This is a genomic window from Fibrella arboris, assembly GCF_041321095.1.
Lineage (GTDB): Bacteria > Bacteroidota > Bacteroidia > Cytophagales > Spirosomataceae > Fibrella > Fibrella arboris.
The window spans coordinates 19,070-43,569 of sequence record NZ_JBGGWE010000010.1 but is presented as its reverse complement, the minus strand read 5'-3'; the positions used below and the strand labels follow the sequence as shown (position 1 = coordinate 43,569).

The window sequence follows — 24,500 nt, the reverse complement described above, 5'->3', positions numbered from 1 at the left end:
GATGGCCATTCTCCGACAAGGCTCAACGTGATGAAGACTTTATGCGCCCTTATTACCCTGCTGTCGCTCTGCATTTACCAGACAGCTGCCGCCCCCCCCGACTCGCTGATCATCCGATTTGGGAACGGGTATCGGCTGGCCGTTTATGCGCCCGACGCAGCCAGACTGGCAACCATTACCCGCTATGATGTAAACCAGCTGCTAAAAGACCTGCTCGGGCAGCTGGCAGCAGCCTCCGGCCGAAAAGACGTGGCCCTTAGTGCGCAGGAATTACGCCGATACCTTCGCGATTCAACCTTCGTGGTGGAACAAGCAGGTACAAGCGTGGCCACTATCGTTCGGGCCGATCCTCCGGCGGCTCCAAAAAGGCGTACTGAACCGGTAGCCGTTCGTACAACAGGCCAGACCTTGCCCCGGCTGACAGGTCTTGTCCGCGATTCGTTGACCAACCTGCCACTTGCCGGAGCGGCCATCATCGTTGATTACCGGAAGAACGTAAACGGAACCATCACCGACTCGCTTGGCCAGTTCAGTCTTTCCCTGACGCCCGGCACCCACACCATCGTTGCCCGCCTGATTGGCTACTCGCCCGCCCGAAAAGAAGTTGCGGTGGGCTTCGACCAAACAGCGGTGGTGCTGACCATGCGGTCGGTAGCTACGCAGCTCGAGGAAGTGTTTGTGACCACCAAAGGCTACGACGAAACCGTGCGTCAGCCGTTGTTGGGCGTCAATCAGATCAACCTGAAAACCCTACAGAAACTCCCCGCTGCGTTGGGGGAGATCGATCTGCTGCGCGGTCTTCAGTCGTTACCGGGCGTTACCAGCGTGGGCGAAGCCAGCAATGGCGTCAATATTCGGGGAGGCACCACCGATCAGAACCTGATCCTGCTCGACGACACGCCGATTTTCAACCCGACGCATATGTTCGGGCTGTTCTCCATCTTTCCGCCCGAGGCCCTCTCGACGGTCGATATTTACAAAGGCAACGTACCTGCACGCTTTGGCGGCCGCACGGCCGCCGTACTCGATGTGGCGCTGCGAAACCCCAACCTGGACAACGTGCAGCTGTCGGGCGGTGTCAATGTGGTGTCCAGTCGCCTGTCGGCCGATATTCCGCTGGTGAAGGGGAAAGCCGGGCTGCTGATTGCGGGGCGAGGTGCCTTCACCGATTTTCTGCTGCCGATCGTCTCTAAACGGTTGACCGACATTCGGGCCAAATTTGGCGACGGGGTCCTGAAGGGTTTCTGGCGGATCAACAACCGCAACACCCTCACGGCGATGGGCTACATAAGCCTGGACGCATTTCAGACGCCTCTTCTGGCCAATCTACCCAATGTAACAGGCAGCAGCACGCAGTTCACTCACCAGACCCTAAACCTGATGGGGCGCTGGTTTCACGCCCTTTCCGATAAAGCCAGTCTGCAAACATCAGTGGTCTGGGCGCAGTATACCCCTGAGATCAGGTCTAAAGAAGTGGACTCCGACAACCTCGTCAGGCTGCGTCAGTCGTTGCTACACCGGCAGATCAAGTCCAACCTGAACATTCAATTACCGAATCAGAAAGTAGAGACCGGTCTGAGTGCCACTCATTACCAGATTGAGCCAGGTACGTTGCTGCCTGGTCAGAGTTTGCGGGTAAACGCAGTCACTACGCCCACTGAGTATGCGCTCGAGCTAGGCCTCTACGCCGATTATGAGGTGAGTCTAGGGCCAGCATTGGCCCTGTCGGCAGGCTTGCGGTATTCGCAGTTCCTGGCCTTCGGCCCGTCGCTGGTGCGCCAGTACCGCCCCGGCGAGCCCCGCGATTTATTGTCTGCCATCGACTCAACGCGCTACGGGTCAGGGCAAGTCAGCAAAACCTACGGTGGGGCCGAGCCTCGTTTCGGCCTGCGGTATGCCCTCAGCCCCAATGCCTCCCTGAAGATCGGCTACAACCTGATGCGTCAGTATGTGCAGGTTGTCACGAATACCACCACGCCCCTGCCCACCTCGCGCTGGAAAACGGCCGACGCTAACATCCGTCCGCAGGTTAGCCAGCTGATCACGGCCGGGTATTTTCTGAGTTTCAAGAATAATATCTACGAACTGACAGCCGAGACCTACTGGCGGCACACCCAAAACGTGCTCGATTACCGCCCCGGTGCCGATTTTTTGTTGCAGCCAAACCCGGAGACGCAACTGCTGCAGGGCCAAAGCCAGGCGTATGGCCTGGAGACTATGCTGACCAAGAAAAAGGGCGAGCTTACCGGCTGGGTGAACTATACCTACGCCCGCACGCTGAATCAGGTCTACGAAGGCCCAACGGTTGAACAGAATATCAACGGCGGGCAATATTACCGCGCCAACTACGACCGCCCGCATAGCCTCAACGCCTCGATCACCATCGACGTGGACAAGCACAATAGCTTTGGGTTCACCTTTGCCTACAGCACCGGCCGCCCATACACGGCTCCCACGGGTTTTGTCACGATAGATAATAATCAGTACCCCTACTATGGCGAGCGAAATCAGGCGCGGCTACCCGATTATCATCGCCTCGATTTCGCCTGGAATATCTATAACCCCGGTATGCGCGACCGGCGGTGGCAGGGCCGGTGGGCGTTCACCGTTTATAATGTCTACGGCCGTAGCAATCCATACTCTATTTTCTTCCGAACAGAAGCAGGCAAGACGAATGCCTATCAGTTAACCGTTTTTGGGGCGCCGATTGTATCATTGGCCTATACGTTTATATTTAAGTAAAGAAAGGGCATTTGTTGCCCCTGAGTACCCCCAATGACCGATTGACCAATGACTACTACCCAGCCGTTTGACGTACGCAAAACCGTTGACCAACTCAATCTGATCGGGCTTACCGTTGAACACGACGGGTCCGTTTCGTACGTAAATCCGTATGCACTTCGTGTTACAGCCTGGTCTATCGACGAGATCGTTGGCCGAAACTTTTTCGACATCCTTGTTCCGCCCGCCGATCGGTCGGCACTGGAACAGGTTTTTCGGGAAGCGCTGGAACGGGGTGGTTTTCCTGAACAACGGGAGATCCAGATTCTCACCAAGAGCGGGTCGACCCGGAATGTGCACCTTAACTCATTCATTCCCAGCGGCACGGGTGGCCGGACCGACGCCTTTACCATCATTGGCGAAGACCTGACCAGCAAACGCCGGGTCGCCTCGGCGCTGAGCAATACCAATGCGCAGTTGCAGGACCTGGTCGACAATACCAGCGATCTGATTCAGCTGATCACCCTCGACGGTAAGTTCATCTTCGTCAACAAAGCCTGGCGCGAATTGCTTGGTTATGGGGCCGATCAGATCGCCTCGCTGACGCTGGCCGACGTGCTCCACCCCGACTACGTAAAAAGCACGCTCGACCGCCTGCAACGCGTTCAGGATGGAGAACCTAACCCATCTTTTGAAACTGTTTTCCGTAGTCGCGATGGCCGTACGCTCTTTCTGTCGGGGAGTGTCAACTGCCGGTATGACCAGGGAAAACCAACAGCTTTTCGGTGTATTCTACGCGACATCACCCAGAAGATCCGGTCCGAAAAAGCGCAGCGGCTGTACTATAGCATTGCCAGCTGGACGCTGAATATGCCAAACCTCGACGATTTTTACCAGCGCGTTCACCGCGAGCTGGGCAACATCATCGACGCCAGTAATTTCTTTATTGCCCTGTACGACCAGAGCAAAAAATACCTGACCTTCCCCTATTACGTCGATGAGTCGTTTCAGGGGAATATGCGGTTTACGAAAAAACGACTTGGCAGCGGCCTGACAGAATACACGATCCAGGCCAATAAACCGCTTTTTCTCCGCGACACCGATATTCTGACCCTGGCCGACGAACAGCATATAGACCTCTATGGCCAGCAGCAGCCGAAACTGATGCTCACAGCGCCGTTGCGGATCGGCGACGAGATCACGGGCATCATTGGCGTAAAATCGTACGATGACCCCAACCTCTATGGGCCGCGCGATCTGGAACTGCTCGAATTCATTTCGGGGCAGGTAGCGCTGGCCATCGCCCGCAAACAGGCCGAAGCAGCGCTGAACAAGCAAACAGCCCGGCTCAACGCCATCTTCAACAGCAGCACGTACCTGATCTGGTCGGTGAACAAAGCGCTCCAGCTGACGTCGTTCAACCAGAACTATGCCGAGTTGATCGAGCAGCTGACCAGCGAGCAGCCGAAACTGTTTATCACCGCCGAAAAACAGGGCTGGCGCGGTGTCGGCGACGATAACCAGCGATTGCTCGATGACCGGTATAAGCTGGCGTTCAAAGGACAGGCGCAGAACTTCGAAATGCGGTTTGAACTGGCCGGGAAAGAGGCCTGGCTTGAGCTGCACCTTAACCCGATTCTGCTGTCGGGTGGGGTCATCGAAGAGGTGTCGGGCATTGCACGTGACATCACCACCCGGAAAGGCGCGCAACTGAACCTGGAACGGAGCGAAGAGAAATTCCGGGGAATCTTTGAAAACCTACAGGACATTTACGTTCGTGTTGACCGTCAGGGCCACATCACCATGATCAGCCCGTCGGTATTCAAGCGTAGCGGGTATACCCCCGACGAAGTACTTGGCCGCAATGCCCTCGACTATTTCGTCGATCCGGGCGTGATCCGGCGGGCGCTCTTTAAGCTGGTACATACCCGATCGGTCCGGAACTTCGAGGCCGCTCTACGCCGGAAAGACGGCTCGGAACGGCAGTTCATGTTCAACATGCTGCTGTTGAAAGATGAAGACGGGCACTACTCTGTGGTGGCCGCCCTGGCCCGCGACATCACCGAGCTCAAAAAACAGTCGGCCGAACTGGTCAAAGCAAAAGACGAAGCCGAACGGTCACTGAAAGTGAAGGAGCGTTTCCTGGCCAACATGAGCCACGAAATTCGTACGCCCATGAACGGCGTGATTGGCATGGTCGACCTGCTGAACGACACGACCCTCAACGATGAACAGCGCGATTATGTCCGCACGATTCGACGCTCGTCAGAAACGCTGCTCAACATCCTGAACGACATCCTTGACCTCTCCAAAATCGAAGCGGGAAAGATGGTCTTGCACGAGGCCCCCATCATCCTTGGCGAAGTGTTCGAGAAGCTTATCGCCTTGTTTGGGCAGCAGGCCAACTCGAAGCGCAACCGGTTGTTCTATACGCTGAGTCCTGACTTACCCACATACGTCATTGCCGACCAAACCAGGCTGCTTCAGGTCTTGTCGAACCTGACATCGAACGCCCTGAAATTTACTGAAGACGGCACCGTTGAAGTAGCGGCCTCGCTGGTGAGCAAACGCGGTAAATTCAACCGGATCAAAGTGGAAGTACGCGATTCCGGCATCGGCATCTCTCCCGAAAACATTGGCTTGCTGTTCAACTCGTTCAGCCAGGTCGATACCTCGTCGCGCAAGTCGTTTGGCGGCACTGGCCTGGGCCTGTCTATCTCGAAAGAACTGGCCGCCCTGATGAAGGGCGAAGTTGGCGTTGAATCGACGGTTGGTATGGGCAGCACCTTCTGGTTTACCGTTGAGTTGAAGGAAACGGCAATCAGCCCTACCCAGACACAGGCCGAAGCCGCCGCCGATATGAAAGTGGCTGATTTTTTCACCAGCTACAATCCGGTGATTCTGCTCGTTGATGATAACGCTGTGAACCGAAAAGTAGCCAGCGAGATCCTGCGTAAATCGGGTTGTGTGGTCACCACGGCCTCCAGCGGGCCGGAAGCCATTGAGCAAGTAGCGGCGGGCAGCGGGCAGGGAGACAACCGTTTCGATATCATCTTCATGGATATTCAGATGCCCGACATGGATGGCGTGGAAACCACCCGTCATCTGCGCGAGCAGTATGCAAGCCTACTTCCGCCGATTGTGGCGATGACCGCCTACTCGATGCGCGAAGACCGCGAGCGATTCCTCAGCCAGGGCCTCGACGATTACATCGCCAAACCTATTCGTGCCCAGGGGCTCATTGCCAAAGTGAGCGAGTTGGTGAAAAAGGAGAAAGGGAGAAAGGGAGAAGGGGAGAAGAGGAATAAGCAGGAGACGGAGGAAAAGGAGGGTACACTTCAGACAACGGTTGCCCCGGATCCAACACCCCCTTCCTCCCTTCCTCCTTTCTACCTTTCCCCCCTTCTTGCCCCCTACGCCGACGTACCTGTGATCGACAATGATATTCTGGAACAGCTCCGTGACATTGGCGGTGCCGAACTGGTAGAAAGCGTCTTCGACGATTTTGTTACCGAAGCGACCGAACTGGTCAACGAAGCACTGGCGGCTTTTGCGGCCAATGATATTGCAACGGTAAAAAGCCATTTACACACCCTTAAGGGCAGCGCCGGTACAGTTGGTGTAGCCCGGTTGGCCCGTATTGCCCGCGAGGCAGAAGGAAAACTGAAAGTGCAGGATACCAGTCAACTGGCGCAGGAATTGAAAGCATTAGAAGCCGCTTTTGCCGAATTCATGGCTGCTCCGAGGCCGTAATTTCCTTGTAAACTGGCTAAGCCCGAACAGGAAACTTATTTAATTGCTTCGCTAAGTCATTGATTGCCTGCCTTAACTCGTCTTTATCAGGCGTTACGGGTAGCCAATACGGCTTCGTTTCATCGTCGTGCCAGTTAGGCGTAGCCTCCTTGGTCATGCTGATCCTGAAAACATAGTGCTCTTTCCCGTCAGATAGATTACAGAAGCTCAACGACGGCTCAATAAATGTCAGTTTGGGCGCTAGTTCAGCGTTATCGATCACCGACTGCATCCAGTCGTGCAATAATTCAAGTTCCCAGGTAGAAAGGAACGTCAGCGTTCGGGTGGATTGCTGTTCACCTTCCTTTGTTACCATACTCACGATCAGCCAATTGCGATCGAGAAAGTCAGCCGAGTCACTGTATTCATAGTCCAGTATGTTCAGCTCAAAGTCGCCCTGTGGTCCTGTAAGTTTCATCGCTTCGATTAAAGATCTGGAGAAAATTCTGAACCGGATTGCCGCCTTACGGTTGCCCATAAGTCCATCCGTTATGACCTATGGGTAAGCTAGTTTTATTACTTAAAGCTACAAAATAGCCGGTAGGTTCACCAGCGTCTTCCGTAAAATTTCTGGTATCGATTTTAGGCTTCGGTGAAGCAGGCTGGTCTTTTTGCGCTAATTTCACCCACCGAAAACAGACCCTACGAACCGCATGGCTTCCTCAAAACGTGTCCTGATTGCCGAAGACAGTTCCGTCATTCAAAACCTTGCCCGGAAAATCCTGGAGTTCCAGAACTACGATATCACGGCGGTGAAAAACGGCGAGCAGGTACTGCAGATTCTTGATAAAGAAGATTTTTCGATTCTGCTGCTCGATATCAATATGCCTATCATGGACGGTATGGAATGCGTCAAGCAGGTTCGTGCGCTCAGCGACAAGACCAAGGCGAATGTACCCATCGTGGCCATTACGGGTAATGCCCGCAACTATACTGAGGAAGAGTTCAAATCGGCCGGCTTCAACGACGTGCTGGTAAAGCCCCTCAATTTCGACCGTCTTGTTGAAGTTGTCAATCAGCTTACGGATAAATAAAAGAGTTTACCGTTTTCTGTTTACCGTTTTCAGTTGTTCTACCAATCAATCAGTTGGTTCATAAGCAACACAACTGTAAACAGAAAACGGTAAACAGAAAACCACCCATGATTGTCACTCTTCTCGGCACAGGTACGTCGTCGGGCGTTCCGCTGATTGGCTGCCAATGCCCTGTTTGCCGGTCTGTCGATTTTCGCGACAAACGGCTACGGACTTCGGCGCACGTGCAGGTGGCAGGCAAAAGTTTCGTTATTGATACCGGTCCTGATTTTAGGCAACAGGCCCTCCGCCTGAATCTGCTTAACCTCGATGCCGTTCTGTTTACCCACGAACACAAAGACCATACGGCGGGGCTTGACGAAGTTCGTGCTTACAATTTTCGCACAGGGCAAGATATGCCCGTCTATGGCCGGGCCAGCGTGTTGCAACAGCTGGAACGTGAATTCGAATATATCTTCGCTGAATTCAAATACCCCGGTATTCCCCGAATCAACACGTTTGAAATTACGAATGACCCGTTCGAGGTGCTGGGTGTGCCCATTATTCCTATCGATACGCTGCATCATAAATTGCCTGTTTTCGGCTTTCGAATTGGTGATTTTACGTACCTGACCGACCTTAACCACATCAGTGATGAGGAAGTGGAAAAGGTGTATGGCACACGGGTACTGGTACTCGACGCCCTCCGCCAGGAGCCTCACCTCTCTCATTTCGCGCTCAGTGAATCGCTGGCACTGATTGAACGGATCCGTCCCGAGCGAACGTACCTGACGCACATCAGCCATCAGATGGGGATGCACCGCGAGGTGAACCAGTTGCTTCCGACCGGCGTGCAGTTGGGGTACGACGGCCTCCAGATCAGGCTATAATGCCTCAGTTGGCCAGTATTCAGTCAGGTGCTGGTAATCAATCCCGTTCAGCCGTTGTTAATGAATCAATCAGCTTTCCTGTTGATACCCGTTTGTCATGGCTTCTACCGTTATCTCTACCCGCTCCTTTACCAGCGCTCAACTCGATCAGTACCGCCAACTAGGCGATTTACCGGCCGACACGGTCATTGCCGCCGTAGTGGCCCGGGATGGCCGGGAGGCGGTGGGTACGTTGATGCGCTGGCTGGGTAATAATCTAGATTTCGACACCAGTACGCAACCTGAGGCGGTACGGCAATTTTTTACTGATTTTGCCCATCTGCCAGCGTGGGCTAATCGGGATCAGATGCAACGAGGCATGGCTTTTTACCAGAAACACGCCGGGGTGATCGGGCTGGTGCTAGGTACGTTCTCGCTGCCCTATACATACCTGGGCGCCAATGGTGTACAGTTGCTCTGGCTTACCGATCGCATTCGTTCCGATACGGCCCGTCGGTTACAGGAGACCGGCGAGTGGGTGTTTGCCGTGAATGACCCGAAGAACTGGGTAGCACCGTCGAAAGCGATGCTGTACACATTAAAAATCCGGCTCATCCACGCGGCTTCGCGCTGGTTTGCGCTCCAGTCGGGCCGGTGGAATATGGCTTGGGGCGTGCCCGTTTGCCAGGAAGACATGGTAGGCACCATTGGTTCATTCAGCTACATTGTGCTGCGTGGTCTCCGAAAAATGGGTATCCCGATGAGTAGCCGGGAAGAAGATGATTTCCTGCATCACATTAACGTGGTAGGCTTTCTTAACGGTGTAGTCGAAGAACTGCTACCCCATAATCTGCGGGAGGCCTACCATCTGGATAAGCTGATCTCGCAGCGTCAGTTCAAGCCCTCGGAAGCGGGCACCGGCCTAACCAAATCGCTGCTCGACACGATTGGGAAACAGGCTGGCAGCGACTCGGCCCGGAACCTCGCGGCCGCCCAGATGCGTTTCTTTCTGGGCAACGACCACGCCAACGCACTGGGCATTCCAGATGTACCGTTCGAAGCCCGTTTGATGAATGTAGTCAGCAAGCTGCCCATATTTCCAAAATTGATACCAACTGTAGTTTGATGTTTACCGTTTTCTGTTTGCTGTTCTCCGTTGCGCTGCTAATTTAAAAGACTTCGTCAATAGCAGCGCAACGGAGAACAGCAAACAGAAAACGGTAAACATCAAACTGTGCTATGATCCACCAACTCGACCCCATTGTAGCCCTCGCCACCGCACCCGGCATTGGGGCCATTGCCGTTATCCGCGTATCGGGCAACGGGGCTATTGCGCTTACTGGCAAGCTGTTTCGGGGGAAAGACCTCACGAAACAGACCAGCCATACGGCTCATTTCGGCACGTTCCGCTCAGCCGGCGACGGGCTGATTGATGAGGTACTGGTAACGGTTTTTCACAGCCCCACTTCATTTACGAAAGAAGATGTTGTCGAAATTTCGTGCCACGGATCGGAGTACATCATTCGCCAGATTCTGACCGAGTTGACCAACGCGGGCGCACGACTGGCCAAGCCCGGCGAGTTCACCCAACGGGCGTTTCTGAATGGGCAGTTTGATCTGGTACAGGCCGAAGCCGTAGCCGACGTAATTGCCGCTGATTCGGCGGCGAGTCACCGGGCTGCGCTGAGTCAGTTACGGGGCGGTTTCTCGAAACAGTTGACAGATCTTCGTCAGCAACTCATTGATTTTGTGGCCCTTGTTGAACTGGAACTGGATTTCGGCGAAGAAGACGTAGAATTTGCCAAACGCGACCAGTTACGCCAGTTGATGCAGACCATTCGTGGCGTCATTCGCCCGCTGATCGATTCCTTTACTGCGGGCAACGTGATCAAAAACGGCGTACCAACGGTTATTGTGGGCAAACCCAATGCTGGAAAGTCAACATTGCTGAACGCCCTGCTGAACGAAGAAAAGGCTATTGTTTCCGACATTCCCGGCACCACCCGCGATGTGATTGAAGATGAGCTGTTCATCGATGGCGTTCGTTTTCGCCTCATCGACACAGCTGGCCTGCGCGACACCACCGATACCATTGAAGCCATTGGCGTAGCCCGCACCCGGCAGCAGATCGATAAGGCCGCGCTGGTGGTTTATCTCTTCGACGGCCTCAACACCACACCCGACGAACTGCAGCAGGCCATTGCCGAATTGACCGAATCGGGCAAACCTTACGTGTTGGTGGGCAACAAAGCCGATGAGGTTTCGGAGGCGACGCGCCAAACGCTCGACGGCAGTTTGTATGCCCTTTCGTCGGTCAATAACCCCGCCAAAGCGGGGCAGGCTGTACCCGCCGATTCGGGTCGTATGAACGTACCTACGCCCATTATCTGGATTTCGGCCAAAGACGCTCAGATCGACGAACTCAAGGCGGTGCTCTCGGCCCGCGCCCGTACCGATTCAGCCATGCAGGCAGGCAGCTCCGTCGTTACCAACGCCCGGCACCTGCAACACCTCACCGCCACCGACGATGCCCTGGCCCGCGCCATTGCCGCCATCGACGCAGGTACGTCGGCCGACTGGATTGCGATGGACCTCCGCATCGCCCTCCGCGAATTAGGCGAACTCACCGGCGAAGTCACCACCGATGATCTGCTGGCCTCCATTTTTGGTCGGTTTTGTATCGGAAAGTAAACCCGCGTACGTGAGGATGTCAGTATCTTAACAATTCCGTTACCTAAGTTCCGAAGAATAGTAGTACTTTTGTCTGGCAAATAACATCCCCTGCTTATTTGCCATGAGCTTAGACGCCAGCAAGTTCCTGTACGAAGCGCTTACTTACGACGACGTACTGCTTCTTCCCGCCTACTCGGAGGTTCTGCCGAGAGACACCAACACCACCACCCAGCTTACCCGCACCATCCGCCTGAACGTTCCGCTCGTATCAGCCGCGATGGACACCGTTACCGAGTCTGATCTGGCTATTGCGATGGCGCAGGAAGGCGGCATCGGTATGATCCACAAGAACATGAGCATCGAGCGGCAGGCCGAACAGGTCCGCAAGGTGAAACGCTCGGAAAGTGGGATGATCATCGACCCCATTACGCTCACCGAAGGCTCGAAACTCTCGGATGCGCACCGGATCATGCGCGAGTCGAAAATCGGGGGTATCCCCATCGTCGATGCCGACGGTACGCTGATCGGGATTCTAACCAACCGCGACCTTCGTTTTCAGCGCGACTTGTCGCTGCCCGTCACCGACATTATGACGCGCGAAAACCTGATTACCGCCAAAGCAGGGCTCTCGTTCGAAGAGGCCGAAAACATGCTTCAGGAATACAAAATCGAGAAGTTGCCCATCGTTGATGAAGCGTATAAACTCGTTGGGCTGATTACATACAAAGATATTCTGAAACGAAAAAGTCATCCCAACGCCTGTAAAGACGAGCTTGGCCGCCTGCGCGTAGGGGCCGCTGTTGGCGTAACACCAGACCTGACGCAGCGCATCGAGGCCCTGGTGAAAGCTGGGGTCGATGTAGTCAGTTTAGACACGGCCCACGGTCATTCTCGGGGTGTTATCGATGCCGTTCGCAGCATCAAAGCTCAGTTTCCAAAGTTGCAGGTTATTGCTGGTAACGTGGCCACGGGCGAAGGGGCCAAAGCCCTCGCCGATGCAGGTGCCGACGCCGTGAAGGTAGGCGTTGGGCCGGGCAGCATCTGTACCACACGCATCATTGCCGGTATTGGCATGCCGCAGTTAACGGCGGTTTACGAATCGGCCAAAGCGTTGCAGGGAACGGGCGTGCCTGTTATTGCCGATGGCGGTATTCGCTTCTCGGGCGATATAACCAAAGCCATTGCAGGAGGCGCCAGCACGGTTATGATCGGCTCACTGCTGGCTGGTACAGAAGAAGCACCCGGCGAAGTGGTGTTGTTTGAGGGTCGCCGCTTTAAAAGCTACCGGGGCATGGGCTCGGTAGAGGCCATGGAAGACGGCTCGAAAGACCGGTATTTTCAGGATGCCGAAGATGACATCAAAAAGCTGGTGCCCGAAGGCATCGTTGGCCGGGTACCAGTAAAAGGGAAGGTGTCGGAGATTATCTACCAGATGGTGGGGGGGCTGAAAGCAGGCATGGGCTACTGTGGTGCCGGCGACATACCTGCCCTCCAGCAAGCCAAATTCGTGAAGATCACAACGGCCGGCTCTAAAGAAAGCCACCCCCACGATATTCAGATTTCGAAAGAAGCGCCAAACTATTCGTCAAAATAGTACCATCTATTCGGTTCACTGACTGACGCGTCGTGTATCTGGAAGCTATCGTCCGGCTATCAGATGCACGACGTCTCAGCGTTATCTGAGCCTGTTAGCTTTATGGAACGTACCTGGCCGGAACCCCGCACAGCCAGCTTTCCTGTACCAATGAACAAAAGCCTTTTGGCTTGTCCGGTAGAGCCTACGACTCACTAAATAGCGCGTAGCTATCAGATTCATGAAGGATGCCCTTATCGATCATCCATGAATAGCTAGCCAGCACAAAACGAGCCTATCTGCCCGATTACCGCAAACAAAGGGAGTAGGCTACAGGAGCTTGTGTGGCTGGCAATATGGCTTAGACATTAATAACCCGACTACTTACCCCATTGGGCGTTACATCGATCTCGCGCAGATAGGGGCCTGTGTTGACGAGCTTCAACTCAGGGGTGTGGGGGTCTAGCTGAATGTAGGTCGATGGGGTTACCAGCACGGTCGTATTGCCCCGCATTACCGTTGCTTCGGTATGGTAGTGGCCGCTGATCATCTGCATTCGGCAAGGCAGTTCTTCCGTAGTCTCCAACCATTTTTCCTGTTGCCGAAACGGATACTTCGTGTCCATAAACTGAGCATGAGCAGGCAACACAGGGTGATGACAGAATATGAGCACGTTGTGGCTGATCACGGCCAGCTCCTCAGCAATCCATGTCCACTGGGTAGATGAAAAAGCCCCCTTCGCTGAATCCAGGAAGAGAGCTGGATAGCCATCGAGTGGTATAGCACTGTATAGTTCAGTGCCGGTCAGATGATGGGTGAGATGGAGTTCTTCGGCCATCATCACCGAATCGTCGTGGTTCCCCGGAATAGCATACCACTGGCAAGGCAGGTCATTCTGCAATTGCCTGTAGATCCACTGGTATATTTCACGAACGCCCACATCGAAGCAGAGGTCACCACCAATCACCAGGCAATTAGGTTTCATGACCCGCACAACGTCGAGCGCTTTTAGAAAATTAGCCCGTACATCGATCCCTGCCGGTGTTTCACCTTCCCCGGCAATGTGAATATCCGTGATAAATGCAATCTTCATAGTTGATCTCCCCTACCCTACGTGTGAATTGTAAAGGTAACGGACAGTCCGAACCTACGAAACAGCCATACCCGACGATTTAGAAGCAAATTTCTGTTTGTAGTAACGAACAGTCCGGCCAATAAGTAGGCCACCCGCCACTGATGGCGCAATCCAGATAAGCGTACTGGTCCATTCTGGTGCATCGGTGGGGAGTAGCCTGGGTACGTTGGTAACCGCCGCCGCCGTGAACGTAGCGATATACGAACCACCCATCCGGACAAAATGCTGAAAGTACCAGGCCATTTTTAGAACAGGCTGCTGCGATTTCTGGTAGTCTTTCCAGGCAAACCGGGCTGTCAGCGCACCAAAAAAAGTAAATACGATGGGCAAAAATGTTAACCCGTTCAACGCGATCAGGTACATGCCGAAACCGACCATGGCCGCGCCAACCAGTAATGTGCCGTAGGTCAGGGCGTTGTCGAGCGTGGTTGGCTGGCCTTTCTTGTTTTTAGTGGCCCGCCAGCCCGTAAAGCACAGGTAGAAACTGAACACGGCAATACCGGTCAGAAACAGCCGCATCATCTTAAATGGCTGAAGCCCACACAGCAGCAAGGCCGTTATGGCAACCGTGATCATACAGTAGACGTAAACCAGCCCGGCCCGGTTGTGCAGCCGACTACCTTTCTGCGCGAACATGGGAATCAGCCCAACCAGCAAGGCCGTAAAACCGGTAGCGATGTGTGTGAGTAACAAGAGGGTCAACAGCGTTTTCATGGCGCCTATCGTTTTTGTTTGATGACCCAAACGTAAAGCAGCTTTAGTTTAAAATGCCGTTTTTGGGGCGTTCAGCAGGTTTTGGGGCGTTTGGCAACTAGTTTGGGGCGTTGGCCCATCACGAAAAAAGGCCACCTCTCCGTAGAGACGTGGCCTTGTAGTCAATACCACAACGTACCTACAATCGGGTGATCTCGGCACCGATGGCGTTCAGGCGCGTGTCGATGTTCTGATACCCCCGGTCAATCTGTTCGATGTTATCGATGATGCTGGTGCCGCTGGCCGACAGGGCTGCAATCAGGAGAGACACGCCCGCCCGGATATCCGGCGACGACATACGGATACCCCGCAGTTGCTGATGACGCCCCAGCCCAACAACCGTGGCCCGATGCGGATCACAAAGGATAATCTGAGCCCCCATCTCGATCAACTTATCCACGAAGAAGAGGCGACTCTCAAACATTTTCTGATGAATAAGCACCGTGCCGCTGGCCTGAATAGCCGTCACCAGCACGATGCTCAACAGATCGGGCGTGAAACCAGGCCAGGGTGAGTCTGAAACGGTCATCATGCCGCCATCCAGAAATGTCTCGACCTGGTACATCTCCTGCGCCGGCACGTGGATATCATCGCCCCGGAATTCGAGCTGAATGCCCAGCCGTTTGAATACGTCAGGAATGATACCCAGCTCGGGAATCTGACAGTTCTTGATAGTCACGTCAGACTGCGTCATGGCGGCCATCCCGATAAACGAGCCTATCTCGATCATATCAGGCAACATGGTATGTTCGGTACCATGCAGTTCCTCTACGCCCTCAATGGTGAGCATATTGGAACCGACGCCTGTTATTCTGGCACCCATCCGGTTGAGCATTTTGCTCAGTTGCTGCAGGTAAGGTTCGCAGGCAGCGTTATAGATTGTGGTGGTGCCTTCGGCCATCACTGCGGCCATCAGCACGTTGGCCGTACCAGTCACCGATGCTTCGTCGAGCAGCATGTAGGCCCCCTTGAGCTGATCGCCTTCTACCCGATAAAAATCACCATCGAAGTGAAATTTGGCACCCAGCTTTTCAAAACCCAGGAAGTGTGTATCCAGCCGACGGCGACCAATTTTATCCCCACCCGGACGTGGGATCCGCCCCTGCTTGTACCGAGCCAGCATAGGCCCCAGCAGCATGACCGATCCGCGAAGGGCGGCTGCCTTGCGTTTATAGGCATCGGTATTCTGGAAATCAAGGTTCACATCGCTGGCAACAAACCGGTATGAACTTTCGCCGATTTTTGTTACCCAAACACCCATATCGCCCAGTAGCTCAATAAGTTGATTTACATCGCGGATGTTCGGAATGTTGTGGATCGTAACGGGTTCTTTCGTCAGTAAGACCGCACACAGAATTTGCAGGGCTTCGTTTTTAGCCCCTTGCGGTACCAATTCACCTGAAAGCCGCCGACCACCAGAAATTTTAAAAGATGCCATTTTTTGAATCTACAATGTATAATGAACAATCGGTTCGCCGAGGCGGTACAAGGTCTTTGCACAACGTACCTGGCCCTTACCTCCCCCGCCGACGGTTGTTACCACCGCCGTTGTTGTTTGGGTTATTGCCACCGCCCCGGAAGTTTCGCGGTCCGCCGTCGCGGTTACCGCTGTTGCCTCCTCCGTTGTTATTACCCCTGAACGAGTTACGGTTATTATTAGGCCGATCTTGCCGGTTACGCTGTTGCTGCGGCTGATAGTTGCCCGCATAGGGTTTCAATTGCGGCTGACGACCCAATCGCTGGGGTTGATCTTCGGTACGTTCGCGTGGTGACCCTTCTACCAGGCCTTCATCCCGGATGAGTTGTACATCGACCGCCAGTCTACCTTTCGAGATATCGATCAGGCTTTGATAAATAACTTCGTCTTCAACCGTTTCCTTGTTCCAGGCCATGTAGAACGTCTTCATCAGCCGCGTCAGGTACGACACAAAAGCGCGCTTTTCTTCGGCGTTTTCTGTGTTAATGGCCCGCTCAACAAGCAGGTTTATGTTCTGCCCGAAGTGCTTATATTTCAGGTTATGGTACTGGTAATCAATCTTCTTGGGTTTCTTGCCCAGCACTTCCGGCGACGGCGGTGGAAACGGGCTGTCTACGTCTAGTTTGAACTCCGAAATAATGTAGAGATCATCCCAGAGCTTGTTATAATAATCTTGCCCGTCTTTCATACCGGGATGAATCTGCCGCATCAGCTCCACCAGGATATGCGCCTGCCGGGTGCGCTTCTCGCGATCTTCGATGGTCAGCAGGTACTTGACCATTTTCTCGATACTACTTCCGTATTCTTTCAAGCGAACGTCCGATTCTTGTGTAAAAACAAAGGTAAGGAAAACGGAGGGAAGAAAAGGAGGAAAGGAAGAACGGAGGAAGACTGCCTACCTTTGCACCACATATCCTCCTTCGTCCCTCCATTCTCCCTTTCCTCCGTTCCCCCTTTCCTGCCCCAATGCAACTCCGCGCTGATTTATCTGACACCCTTCGACTAAGTATCCCGATCGTTATTGCCCAGCTCAGTACCGTGCTCATGGGTGTAACGGATAACCTGTTTGTAGGCCGTTTACTCGGTGCTACTCCGCTCGGAGCCGCCGGACTAGCCAATTCAATGTCATTCCTTCTATCGAGCATAGGCATGGGTGGGCTACCGGTAATCGCCGCACTGGTATCGCAGGCCAATGGGCGCGGTAACACCGCTGATGTGCACCGTAGCTACCGGGCGGGTATCCGGGTAGCCCTGTTGCTCAGTGTGGCCCTGGGTATTGTGGTAGCGTTGGTAGCCCTGAATTTTCAATGGTTGGGGCAAACGGCTGCGGTAACTGAACTAGCCAGGCCCTTTATGTTGATCCTGAGCGCGTCGAACGTACCTCTGTTTGTGTTCATTGCCGCCCGGCAGCTTTGTGATGGCCTCCGTTTTCCGCGCGTAGCCATGACCATCACTATTGGCGCCCTGTTACTAAACGCGTTGTTCAACTACTTATTTATTCTGGGCATTGGCCCTTTCCCCAAACTGGGGACCCAAGGGTCGGCCGTAGCCACGCTGCTATCCCGGATTTTCATGGCCGGAGCCATGCTCTGGTACATCCGTGGATCAGTCAACTTCCGGGCTTATTTCAATCCAACGTTTGCCCGATTGCCCATTGCTGATAATGTACGAACTATTCTGAAACTGGGGCTTCCAAGCGGCCTGACCTTTTTCTTTGAGATTGCGCTCTTTACCGCCGCCATGGTCATTGTTGGCTGGCTCGGTGCCGACAGACTAGCTGCCCACCAAATCGCCATCAACATGGCCTCATCGACCTACATGATGGCTACTGGTATTTCATCGGCAGCAGCCATTCGTGTGGGCGCAGCATTAGGACGCGGTGACCAGCCCGGTATTCGCCGTGCGGGTCTGGCTGCCTTTGCTCTATCACTGATATTGATGGGGTTCGCGGGTCTTATTTTTCTTCTGTTCAACACCACGCTGGTAAATTTATACATCACCGACGCGCCCGAGGTGGCCCAAATTGCCGCTACGCTGGTCTTTATGGCGGGGTTCTTCCAGCTCTCAGACGGCGTTCAGGTAGTTGGCGTCGGGGTATTGCGTGGCCTTTCCGATGTGAACGTACCTACGCTCATCACGCTCTTCTCCTACTGGCTGGTAGCTCTCCCAACCAGCTATCTGCTGGGTTTCACGTTCGGATACGATGCTGCCGGCGTCTGGATCGGCTTACTTGTCGGGCTCAGCGTAGCAGCACTGCTACTGACGATGCGCTTCTTCCGGCTGGCAAGGTTGGCTTTGTAATCTATTTTTTTACCTTGCGCCAGCTCATCAAAAAACGGCATGCGCTTACCTACCTCGTTCGGTTTAGTATTACTCATACTACTGGGGCTGCAAAGCTGTTCGCAAAAGTGCGGATGTCCCGCGCCTGTACCGTACCCATCTACCCTGTATGGGGCTAATTGGCAATGGACAGCGTCAGTAACGCGCTCAGGCCTGCAAACGCCCGCCTCGACCGGCGAAACACGGTCAATTCGTTTCTTCAACGAGAAAGGCACTGAATTTGTGTCGCAGCAGGTAAATGATGTCGTTGTCAGATCAGCACGCTGGGCCAGCACCCCGGTGAGTAATGAAAGGGAAGGCATCCTTGTTTTTTCACTGTCTGACGGCACCTTTCTTAAGGTCCACCAACTGCCCTATACTACCGGCCTGCGTCGCATTGAATGCACTGATTATCTGTCGGCACTACCCACCTCAACAGATGCCTACAAACATCAATATCAGGCAAAAAACTAACGCACGCTACGTACCCTGGGCCGCCCGCAGCTGATCAAGCAGTTGTTCGCGGCTGGGGCGTTGGCTTTGCACCTCATAGCGCAATCCTTCGAGGTCCAGCGCATCGACAAACGGAGCATATTCCTCTACGGTGAACAGGCAGAGGTTATCGAAAGGCTCATTGAACGGCTCGACCTCGGTTTGCACGGCTTTCCGTTGCAAGGCCCGGTAAGGCTCGGGCTTCAGGTCGTCTTGCTTTAAGATAAAGTACCACATAATCTGGTAACTCATTGGCTGGTGGTTTGGTTGGCAGCAACGTACCTAGATGATGCCTGGCCCCACCACACACCGTTCATTGGTTAGCTGAGCCAGATTCTCGGTCAACAGCATCCGGGTACGTTCATTATCGAAATGCTCACTGTAGGCCGCGCGGAGTTCTTTGCGTTTGATCGCTTCCAGAAAGCGGCGGGCATCGTCGGCCGTTTCAAGCAATAGCGGCGGTACTTCCGTTGGCACACCGGCGTCGTTTTTGGCCACCATCGTAAAATATGACGTGTTGGTATGCTTGACAACGCCCGTTTTTACATTTTCGGCAATGACCTTGATGCCAATCACCAGCGACGTACGCCCCACATAATTGACCGATGCCATCAATGACACAAGCTCACCTACTTCAACCGGTTGTCGAAAATTCACCCCGTCGACTGATACCGTCACACAGTACTCTCCGGCATGTTTGGCGGCACAGGCATAGGCCACCTTATCCATCAGGGACAGCAGAGTGCCGCCATGAATTTTGCCACCGAAATTGGCGTAGGCGGGAATCATCAATTCGGTTAAGGTGGTACGCGAAAAATTGACGGCTCTGGCAGGTACGTCCGTACTGGATGGGTTCATGAATAAGATAACAAGTGATCGCTCAACAAAGGTACGTCAGCCAGTGTCCTTATCAGCCATGCACTTGCCCTACAGGTAACCCATCGGTGACTAGAACAATGGGCGATGCAACCAGCTGTGTATGGAGACACCCAATCAGTCAGACCAGCTGAATGTAATTTTCCTTATCAAACTTACTCACCCACAGGCCGATGGCAGCCAGGGCAGACAGGAGTATACTTAGTATTTGATCCATGTATAAGAATAGATCATAAGTCTCCGTTGAGGTCTTTTGGGGATCTAGCAGATAGTCTTTGAACAAAGACGTCATGAAGGTGCCCATCCCATACACCAAAAATCCAGAGCTGACCCAAAATAGACTGTGTAACAAGACGCTTCTCACCCGGTTCTCGGCGAGAACTTTGTTAAAATACACCAGCACCAAAACAATCATCAATATCCGCAGGGTAGAATGGCCGATACTCTCTAACCCGCTTAACACATAGTTGATCGTAGAAACGACGAACGCAACTGTGATCATCGCGACGGTTAGTCTTCTGGCAAAATTGCTGCTTTCGGAACCCAGGAAATAACACCACCCGATAAGAAGCGTATCCACGATAAGCGTACCGCTGCTCAGGCTGTGTGTATTCTTTGGAATGAGCGTATAGTACAGGAAAATGCATTCTTCTATAAATCGAATACCGAAGTATAAAACGATAACCGATAAAATTGACGTTAAAAACTCCCGCCTGTAAAGAGCTACAAATACAGGCAGGAGTAACAAAAACTGCGAATAAAAATCAAGGGGATAAGCGGCAAACTGAGCTTTTAGAGCGTGCATCATATGCCTATAATGAACTCGGAGGATTACCACAGTGCCGGGGACACTCATGCCCGTCGCCCAGCGCGTCGCCATCGCCACCGTCTTTTTTCCCGGTAGGGTCATCAAAAATGTCGGTACCATCGGCGCGAACTCCAACCAGTATTAAGCGTGATTTCAGGTCGCCTTCCCCGTCGTCAACCAGGTTTCCGTCGCGGTCTTCGCAGGTTTTGCCATAGTAGATACGGATACCTACGCAGTCTTCACGCCCCAGCAACTTATTGATTCGGTTGATACCAAAAAACTCAGCTCTGGTAAAGGTGTCTGGTTTATGGCCTTGCTCCTGCTTATATCGTTTATAACGGGCTGTACGGGAACGGGCATCGTGCCCACTAAGGAAGCGGCCCACATCGCCGTGGTATTTTTCTCTATCAGTCATTGATTACGGACTAGTTCAATTTGACCGGAAAGCTACCAAAAGACTGATTATTTGTCATCACGCCGGTAGCCCGGATTGAGGCACCGGCAATTTTATTGCCTTTCTCCTGGCCGAACACGTAGAACTACGTAGTCGGATACGGGTTTCTGCCTATTGTGTAACCGGGCATCAAAAAGGGTGATTATGCGCTTACCATCCATTGTTAACCACCCTATCTTTGGGCTATTATTCTGGAACGCTTTTCCGGCGGTATTCACACATAAGACACTAGTTTCCAAGTATATTAAGTTTTCTCATCTCATAGGTTAGGTAAAAAAAAGCCGGAGCACTGCTCCGGCTTTTTTTCTGCTGTGACAAGAACGGCTAGGCAATACCAAGCAGGTATTGGCCATATCCGCTTTTGACCAACGGTTTGGCAATCTCTATCAGTTGGTCTTTCGAGATAAACTTCATCCGATAGGCGATCTCTTCGATACACCCTATTTTCAGCCCCTGCCGTTCTTCAATTACCTGCACAAACTGGCCAGCCTGCATCAGTGACGCAAACGTACCTGTATCGAGCCAGGCCGTGCCCCGGTCAAGCACACCAACCTTCAGCTTACCCCGCTCCAGGTACACCCGGTTCACGTCGGTAATTTCCAGCTCGCCCCGCGGCGAAGGGGGAATATTTTTGGCAATCTCGACAACATCATTGTCATAAAAATAGAGGCCCGGTACGGCATAGTGCGATTTGGGCTTCTCGGGTTTCTCTTCGATCGACAACACGTTGAAATCCGCATCAAATTCGACTACTCCGTAGCGTTCAGGGTCATTTACCTGATAGGCATACACCACCCCTCCATCGGGGTCATTGTTGGCTTGCAACAATTTCGACAGACCGGAACCGTAGAAAATATTATCGCCCAGCACAAGAGCCACTTTATCGGTACCAATAAATTCTTCACCGATAATAAAGGCCTGTGCCAATCCGTCGGGGCTAGGTTGTACAGCGTACGTAAACTGACAGCCAATACGCGAGCCGTCGCCTAACAGCTTCTCGAAATGCGGCAGATCGTGCGGCGTAGAGATGATCAATATTTCCTTGATCCCCGCCAGCATCAGAATCGATAGCGGATAATAGATCATCGGTTTATCATAAACCGGCATTAGCTGTTTCGACACAGCCAGCGTCAGTGGGTGCAGCCGGGTACCGGATCCACCAGCAAGTATAATTCCTTTCATAGTTTGGAATGAGTGCATGAGCGAATGTCTGGACCACTTTGTATGTAAGGCCAACCATTCGCTCATTCACTAATTATCTATTCGCGTACATGTCCTGGTAATAGCCCTGATAAGCACCCGACGTAACGTTGTTGAGCCATTCCTGATTAGCCAGGAACCAGTCGACCGTTCTGTTCAGACCTTCCTCAAACTGAAGGGAGGGCTCCCACCCCAGTTCGTTCATAATCTTGTTGGCATCAATGGCGTAGCGAAGATCGTGCCCGGCGCGGTCGGTCACGTAGGTGATCAACTGGGCCGACGTACCTGCGGGGCGGCCTAGCTTCTCATCCATGATACCGCAGAGCAGATTCACGATGTCGATGTTCTTCCACTCATTGAAGCCACCGATATTGTAGGTTTCCCCCAATTTGCCTTTATGAAATACGGTGTCAATGGCGCGGGCATGATCGACAACAAACAGCCAGTCGCGAACATTCTCCCCTTTGCCATAAACAGGTAATGGCTTGTTTTGCTGAATGTTATGAATCATCAGCGGAATCAGTTTCTCAGGAAAGTGATTGGGGCCGTAGTTGTTTGAGCAGTTGCTCAGTACAACAGGCATTTTATAGGTGTTACCGTAGGCCCGCACAAAATGGTCTGATGCCGCTTTCGAGGCCGAGTAGGGCGACTGCGGATCATAGGGGGTATGTTCCGTAAAAAACTCGTCGGGGTTGTGTAATGATCCGTAGACCTCATCGGTCGATACGTGGTAAAAGCGCTTCCCAGCAAAGGCGGACGCCCCCCCGGCCACCTCCGACGCCAGCCAGTTTTTCTTGGCCGCGTTGAGCAGGTTTACCGTACCCACCACGTTTGTTAACACAAATGACATCGGGTCCGTAATCGACCGGTCAACGTGCGACTCGGCGGCCAGGTGAATGACGCCATCTGGCTGATACTCCGAAAAGAGAGCATCCAAAAAAGCCGCATCAGTGATGTCGCCTTTTACGAAGGTATAGTTCGGTTCGTTTTCAATATCGGTCAGATTAGCCAGATTGCCTGCATACGTGAGCGCATCGAGGTTAACGATTCGATAATCGGGGTACTTGGTTACGAACAACCGGACTACATGCGAGCCGATAAATCCGGCTCCGCCGGTAATGATGATGGTTTTCATAATGGTTTCAAGTTCCAGGTTTCAGGTTTCAAGTGTTGCGCCATTAGCTCGTAGAACGACTTGAAACCTGAAACTTGAAACTACTTTATTTTTTGCTGCCAGCGCCAGGCATCACGCAGCGCATCGGCAAGGGTACGTTTAGTCTGGAAACCCAATCCCTGAGTCGATTTGGTTACGTCGGCGTAAATCTGTTCAATATCACCGGGGCGACGGGCACCGAGTACATACGGCAATGTTATACCGTTAACGGCTTCGAATGTATTGATCAATTCCAATACCGAAGCGCCATGGCCAGTGCCGATGTTGAAAACATCATAGAAAGATGTCGCCTCTTTGGCTGCCAGCAGTTTCACCGCACTCACATGTGCATCGGCCAGATCCATCACATGGATATAATCGCGGATAGCGGTGCCATCGGGTGTCTTGTAATCGTTTCCGTGAACGGTCAGGCTGGCGCGTTGGCCGGAGGCTACCTGCAACAGATAGGGAACCAGATTAGCCGGAACACCACGGGGTAATTCGCCGATCAATGCAGACGGGTGTGCCCCAATTGGATTGAAATACCGAAGTGAAATGGCTTTCACCGGCATTGTTGCCGTCACACAGTCACGGATAATGTCTTCACAGATCGCCTTCGTGTTCCCATAAGGCGACATGGCAGGCAGTCGGGGGGTTTCCTCGGTTACCGGCAAGTGGTCGGGCTGTCCGTATACTGTACATGAAGAGGAGAAAACCAGGTTTTTTACCCCAAACTGCGGCATTAGTTCAAGCAGCAACAGGAGTGAGTCGAGGTTATTCCGATAATATTTCAACGGATTTTCAACCGATTCACCAACGGCCTTCGACGCGGCAAAGTGAATAATACCGGTTACCTGTTCTTTACTGAACACGTCGGTCATGGCCGCCCGGTCGTTACAGTTGATGTGGTAGGTACGTATCTCACGGTTCAAAATCGCTTTCAGTCCGTTGAGAATACTGGGGTCTGAGTTAGAAAAGTCATCGACAACAATTGGCTCGAAACCGGCTTCTGCCAAAGCCACAACGGTATGTGATCCAATAAAGCCGGCACCTCCAGTAACCAGTATTTTTAGGGGTGTGATTGGGTTCGCGTCCAAATCGTTTTTTGTAATTTTTTGTTGTTACTTGCAAAGAGGGCCTGTATGGTCTGGCTCGTAAAAACCGGGCAAAACTAACCAAATCGACACGGTTT

At 53.0% G+C, this 24,500-nt stretch carries 21 protein-coding genes; 9 read left to right on the top strand and 12 right to left on the bottom strand.

Going from position 1 to position 24,500, the window contains the following annotated elements; genetic code table 11:
• Positions 1-30 precede the first annotated feature (30 nt).
• Both ACAW75_RS17495 and ACAW75_RS17490 read left to right on the top strand, forming a co-directional pair.
• Positions 31-2,742 carry a TonB-dependent receptor gene (locus tag ACAW75_RS17495; RefSeq protein ID WP_370730040.1) on the top strand — a complete coding sequence of 904 codons (2,712 nt, stop codon included), beginning with the start codon at positions 31-33 and terminating at the stop codon, positions 2,740-2,742.
• A gap of 48 nt (positions 2,743-2,790) precedes the next feature.
• Complete coding sequence (locus ACAW75_RS17490) at positions 2,791-6,474, top strand: PAS domain S-box protein (protein WP_370730039.1); 3,684 nt, start codon at positions 2,791-2,793, stop codon at positions 6,472-6,474.
• A gap of 16 nt (positions 6,475-6,490) precedes the next feature.
• Here ACAW75_RS17490 and ACAW75_RS17485 read toward each other — a convergent pair whose 3' ends face one another.
• Entirely contained in the window at positions 6,491-6,931 is a 441-nt protein-coding gene (locus tag ACAW75_RS17485; protein ID WP_370730038.1) for a WapI family immunity protein, read from the bottom strand.
• Positions 6,932-7,166: 235 nt separating this feature from the next.
• On the opposite strand from ACAW75_RS17485, the gene ACAW75_RS17480 reads away from it, so the two are divergent.
• From ACAW75_RS17480 to guaB, 5 genes are all read left to right on the top strand, one after another.
• Positions 7,167-7,547: a response regulator gene (locus ACAW75_RS17480; RefSeq protein WP_370730037.1), complete on the top strand. Its 381-nt coding sequence runs from the start codon at positions 7,167-7,169 to the stop codon at positions 7,545-7,547.
• Positions 7,548-7,654: 107 nt separating this feature from the next.
• The gene (locus tag ACAW75_RS17475; RefSeq protein ID WP_370730036.1) at positions 7,655-8,416 is read left to right on the top strand and encodes an MBL fold metallo-hydrolase; all 762 of its coding nucleotides are present in this window, start codon (positions 7,655-7,657) and stop codon (positions 8,414-8,416) included.
• A gap of 97 nt (positions 8,417-8,513) precedes the next feature.
• Positions 8,514-9,521, top strand: coding sequence for an oxygenase MpaB family protein (locus tag ACAW75_RS17470; RefSeq protein ID WP_370730035.1), 1,008 nt, complete (start codon positions 8,514-8,516; stop codon positions 9,519-9,521).
• 113 nt (positions 9,522-9,634) lie between these two features.
• Positions 9,635-11,086, top strand: coding sequence for a tRNA uridine-5-carboxymethylaminomethyl(34) synthesis GTPase MnmE (gene mnmE, locus ACAW75_RS17465; protein ID WP_370730034.1), 1,452 nt, complete (start codon positions 9,635-9,637; stop codon positions 11,084-11,086).
• A gap of 103 nt (positions 11,087-11,189) precedes the next feature.
• The gene (guaB, locus tag ACAW75_RS17460; RefSeq protein WP_370730033.1) at positions 11,190-12,662 is read left to right on the top strand and encodes an IMP dehydrogenase; all 1,473 of its coding nucleotides are present in this window, start codon (positions 11,190-11,192) and stop codon (positions 12,660-12,662) included.
• A gap of 340 nt (positions 12,663-13,002) precedes the next feature.
• Here the strand turns inward: guaB and ACAW75_RS17455 are convergent, their stop codons facing one another.
• The 4 genes from ACAW75_RS17455 to ACAW75_RS17440 all read right to left on the bottom strand — a co-directional run bounded on the left by ACAW75_RS17455 (position 13,003) and on the right by ACAW75_RS17440 (position 16,817).
• Positions 13,003-13,734, bottom strand: a complete 732-nt coding sequence (locus ACAW75_RS17455; RefSeq protein WP_370730032.1) for a metallophosphoesterase family protein — start codon at positions 13,732-13,734, stop codon at positions 13,003-13,005.
• A gap of 54 nt (positions 13,735-13,788) precedes the next feature.
• Positions 13,789-14,490: a DUF2306 domain-containing protein gene (locus tag ACAW75_RS17450; protein WP_370730031.1), complete on the bottom strand. Its 702-nt coding sequence runs from the start codon at positions 14,488-14,490 to the stop codon at positions 13,789-13,791.
• A gap of 178 nt (positions 14,491-14,668) precedes the next feature.
• Positions 14,669-15,967, bottom strand: a complete 1,299-nt coding sequence (gene murA, locus ACAW75_RS17445) for a UDP-N-acetylglucosamine 1-carboxyvinyltransferase (protein WP_370730030.1) — start codon at positions 15,965-15,967, stop codon at positions 14,669-14,671.
• Positions 15,968-16,043: 76 nt separating this feature from the next.
• Positions 16,044-16,817, bottom strand: coding sequence for a DUF4290 domain-containing protein (locus ACAW75_RS17440; RefSeq protein ID WP_370730029.1), 774 nt, complete (start codon positions 16,815-16,817; stop codon positions 16,044-16,046).
• Positions 16,818-16,972: 155 nt separating this feature from the next.
• Between ACAW75_RS17440 and ACAW75_RS17435 the strand changes: the two genes are divergently transcribed.
• Together ACAW75_RS17435 and ACAW75_RS17430 are read left to right on the top strand one after the other, a co-directional pair.
• On the top strand, positions 16,973-18,307 hold the full coding sequence (locus ACAW75_RS17435; RefSeq protein WP_370730028.1) for an MATE family efflux transporter: 1,335 nt from the start codon (positions 16,973-16,975) through the stop codon (positions 18,305-18,307).
• Positions 18,308-18,346: 39 nt separating this feature from the next.
• On the top strand, positions 18,347-18,799 hold the full coding sequence (locus ACAW75_RS17430; RefSeq protein ID WP_370730027.1) for a hypothetical protein: 453 nt from the start codon (positions 18,347-18,349) through the stop codon (positions 18,797-18,799).
• A 6-nt stretch (positions 18,800-18,805) separates the two neighbouring features.
• Here ACAW75_RS17430 and ACAW75_RS17425 read toward each other — a convergent pair whose 3' ends face one another.
• From ACAW75_RS17425 to galE, 7 genes are all read right to left on the bottom strand, one after another.
• The gene (locus ACAW75_RS17425) at positions 18,806-19,069 is read right to left on the bottom strand and encodes a hypothetical protein (RefSeq protein ID WP_370730026.1); all 264 of its coding nucleotides are present in this window, start codon (positions 19,067-19,069) and stop codon (positions 18,806-18,808) included.
• A 30-nt stretch (positions 19,070-19,099) separates the two neighbouring features.
• Positions 19,100-19,675, bottom strand: coding sequence for an acyl-CoA thioesterase (locus tag ACAW75_RS17420; RefSeq protein ID WP_370730025.1), 576 nt, complete (start codon positions 19,673-19,675; stop codon positions 19,100-19,102).
• A 139-nt stretch (positions 19,676-19,814) separates the two neighbouring features.
• Positions 19,815-20,501, bottom strand: a complete 687-nt coding sequence (locus ACAW75_RS17415) for a hypothetical protein (protein ID WP_370730024.1) — start codon at positions 20,499-20,501, stop codon at positions 19,815-19,817.
• Positions 20,502-20,505: 4 nt separating this feature from the next.
• Positions 20,506-20,916, bottom strand: coding sequence for a hypothetical protein (locus ACAW75_RS17410; protein ID WP_370730023.1), 411 nt, complete (start codon positions 20,914-20,916; stop codon positions 20,506-20,508).
• 363 nt (positions 20,917-21,279) lie between these two features.
• The gene (gene rfbA / locus ACAW75_RS17405) at positions 21,280-22,137 is read right to left on the bottom strand and encodes a glucose-1-phosphate thymidylyltransferase RfbA (protein WP_370730022.1); all 858 of its coding nucleotides are present in this window, start codon (positions 22,135-22,137) and stop codon (positions 21,280-21,282) included.
• 73 nt (positions 22,138-22,210) lie between these two features.
• Entirely contained in the window at positions 22,211-23,290 is a 1,080-nt protein-coding gene (gene rfbB, locus ACAW75_RS17400; RefSeq protein ID WP_370730021.1) for a dTDP-glucose 4,6-dehydratase, read from the bottom strand.
• Between the two features lie 80 nt (positions 23,291-23,370).
• Positions 23,371-24,390 (bottom strand): UDP-glucose 4-epimerase GalE, encoded by a 1,020-nt coding sequence (galE, locus tag ACAW75_RS17395; RefSeq protein ID WP_370730214.1) that lies wholly within the window; start codon positions 24,388-24,390, stop codon positions 23,371-23,373.
• Between the last annotated feature and the right edge of the window lie 110 nt (positions 24,391-24,500).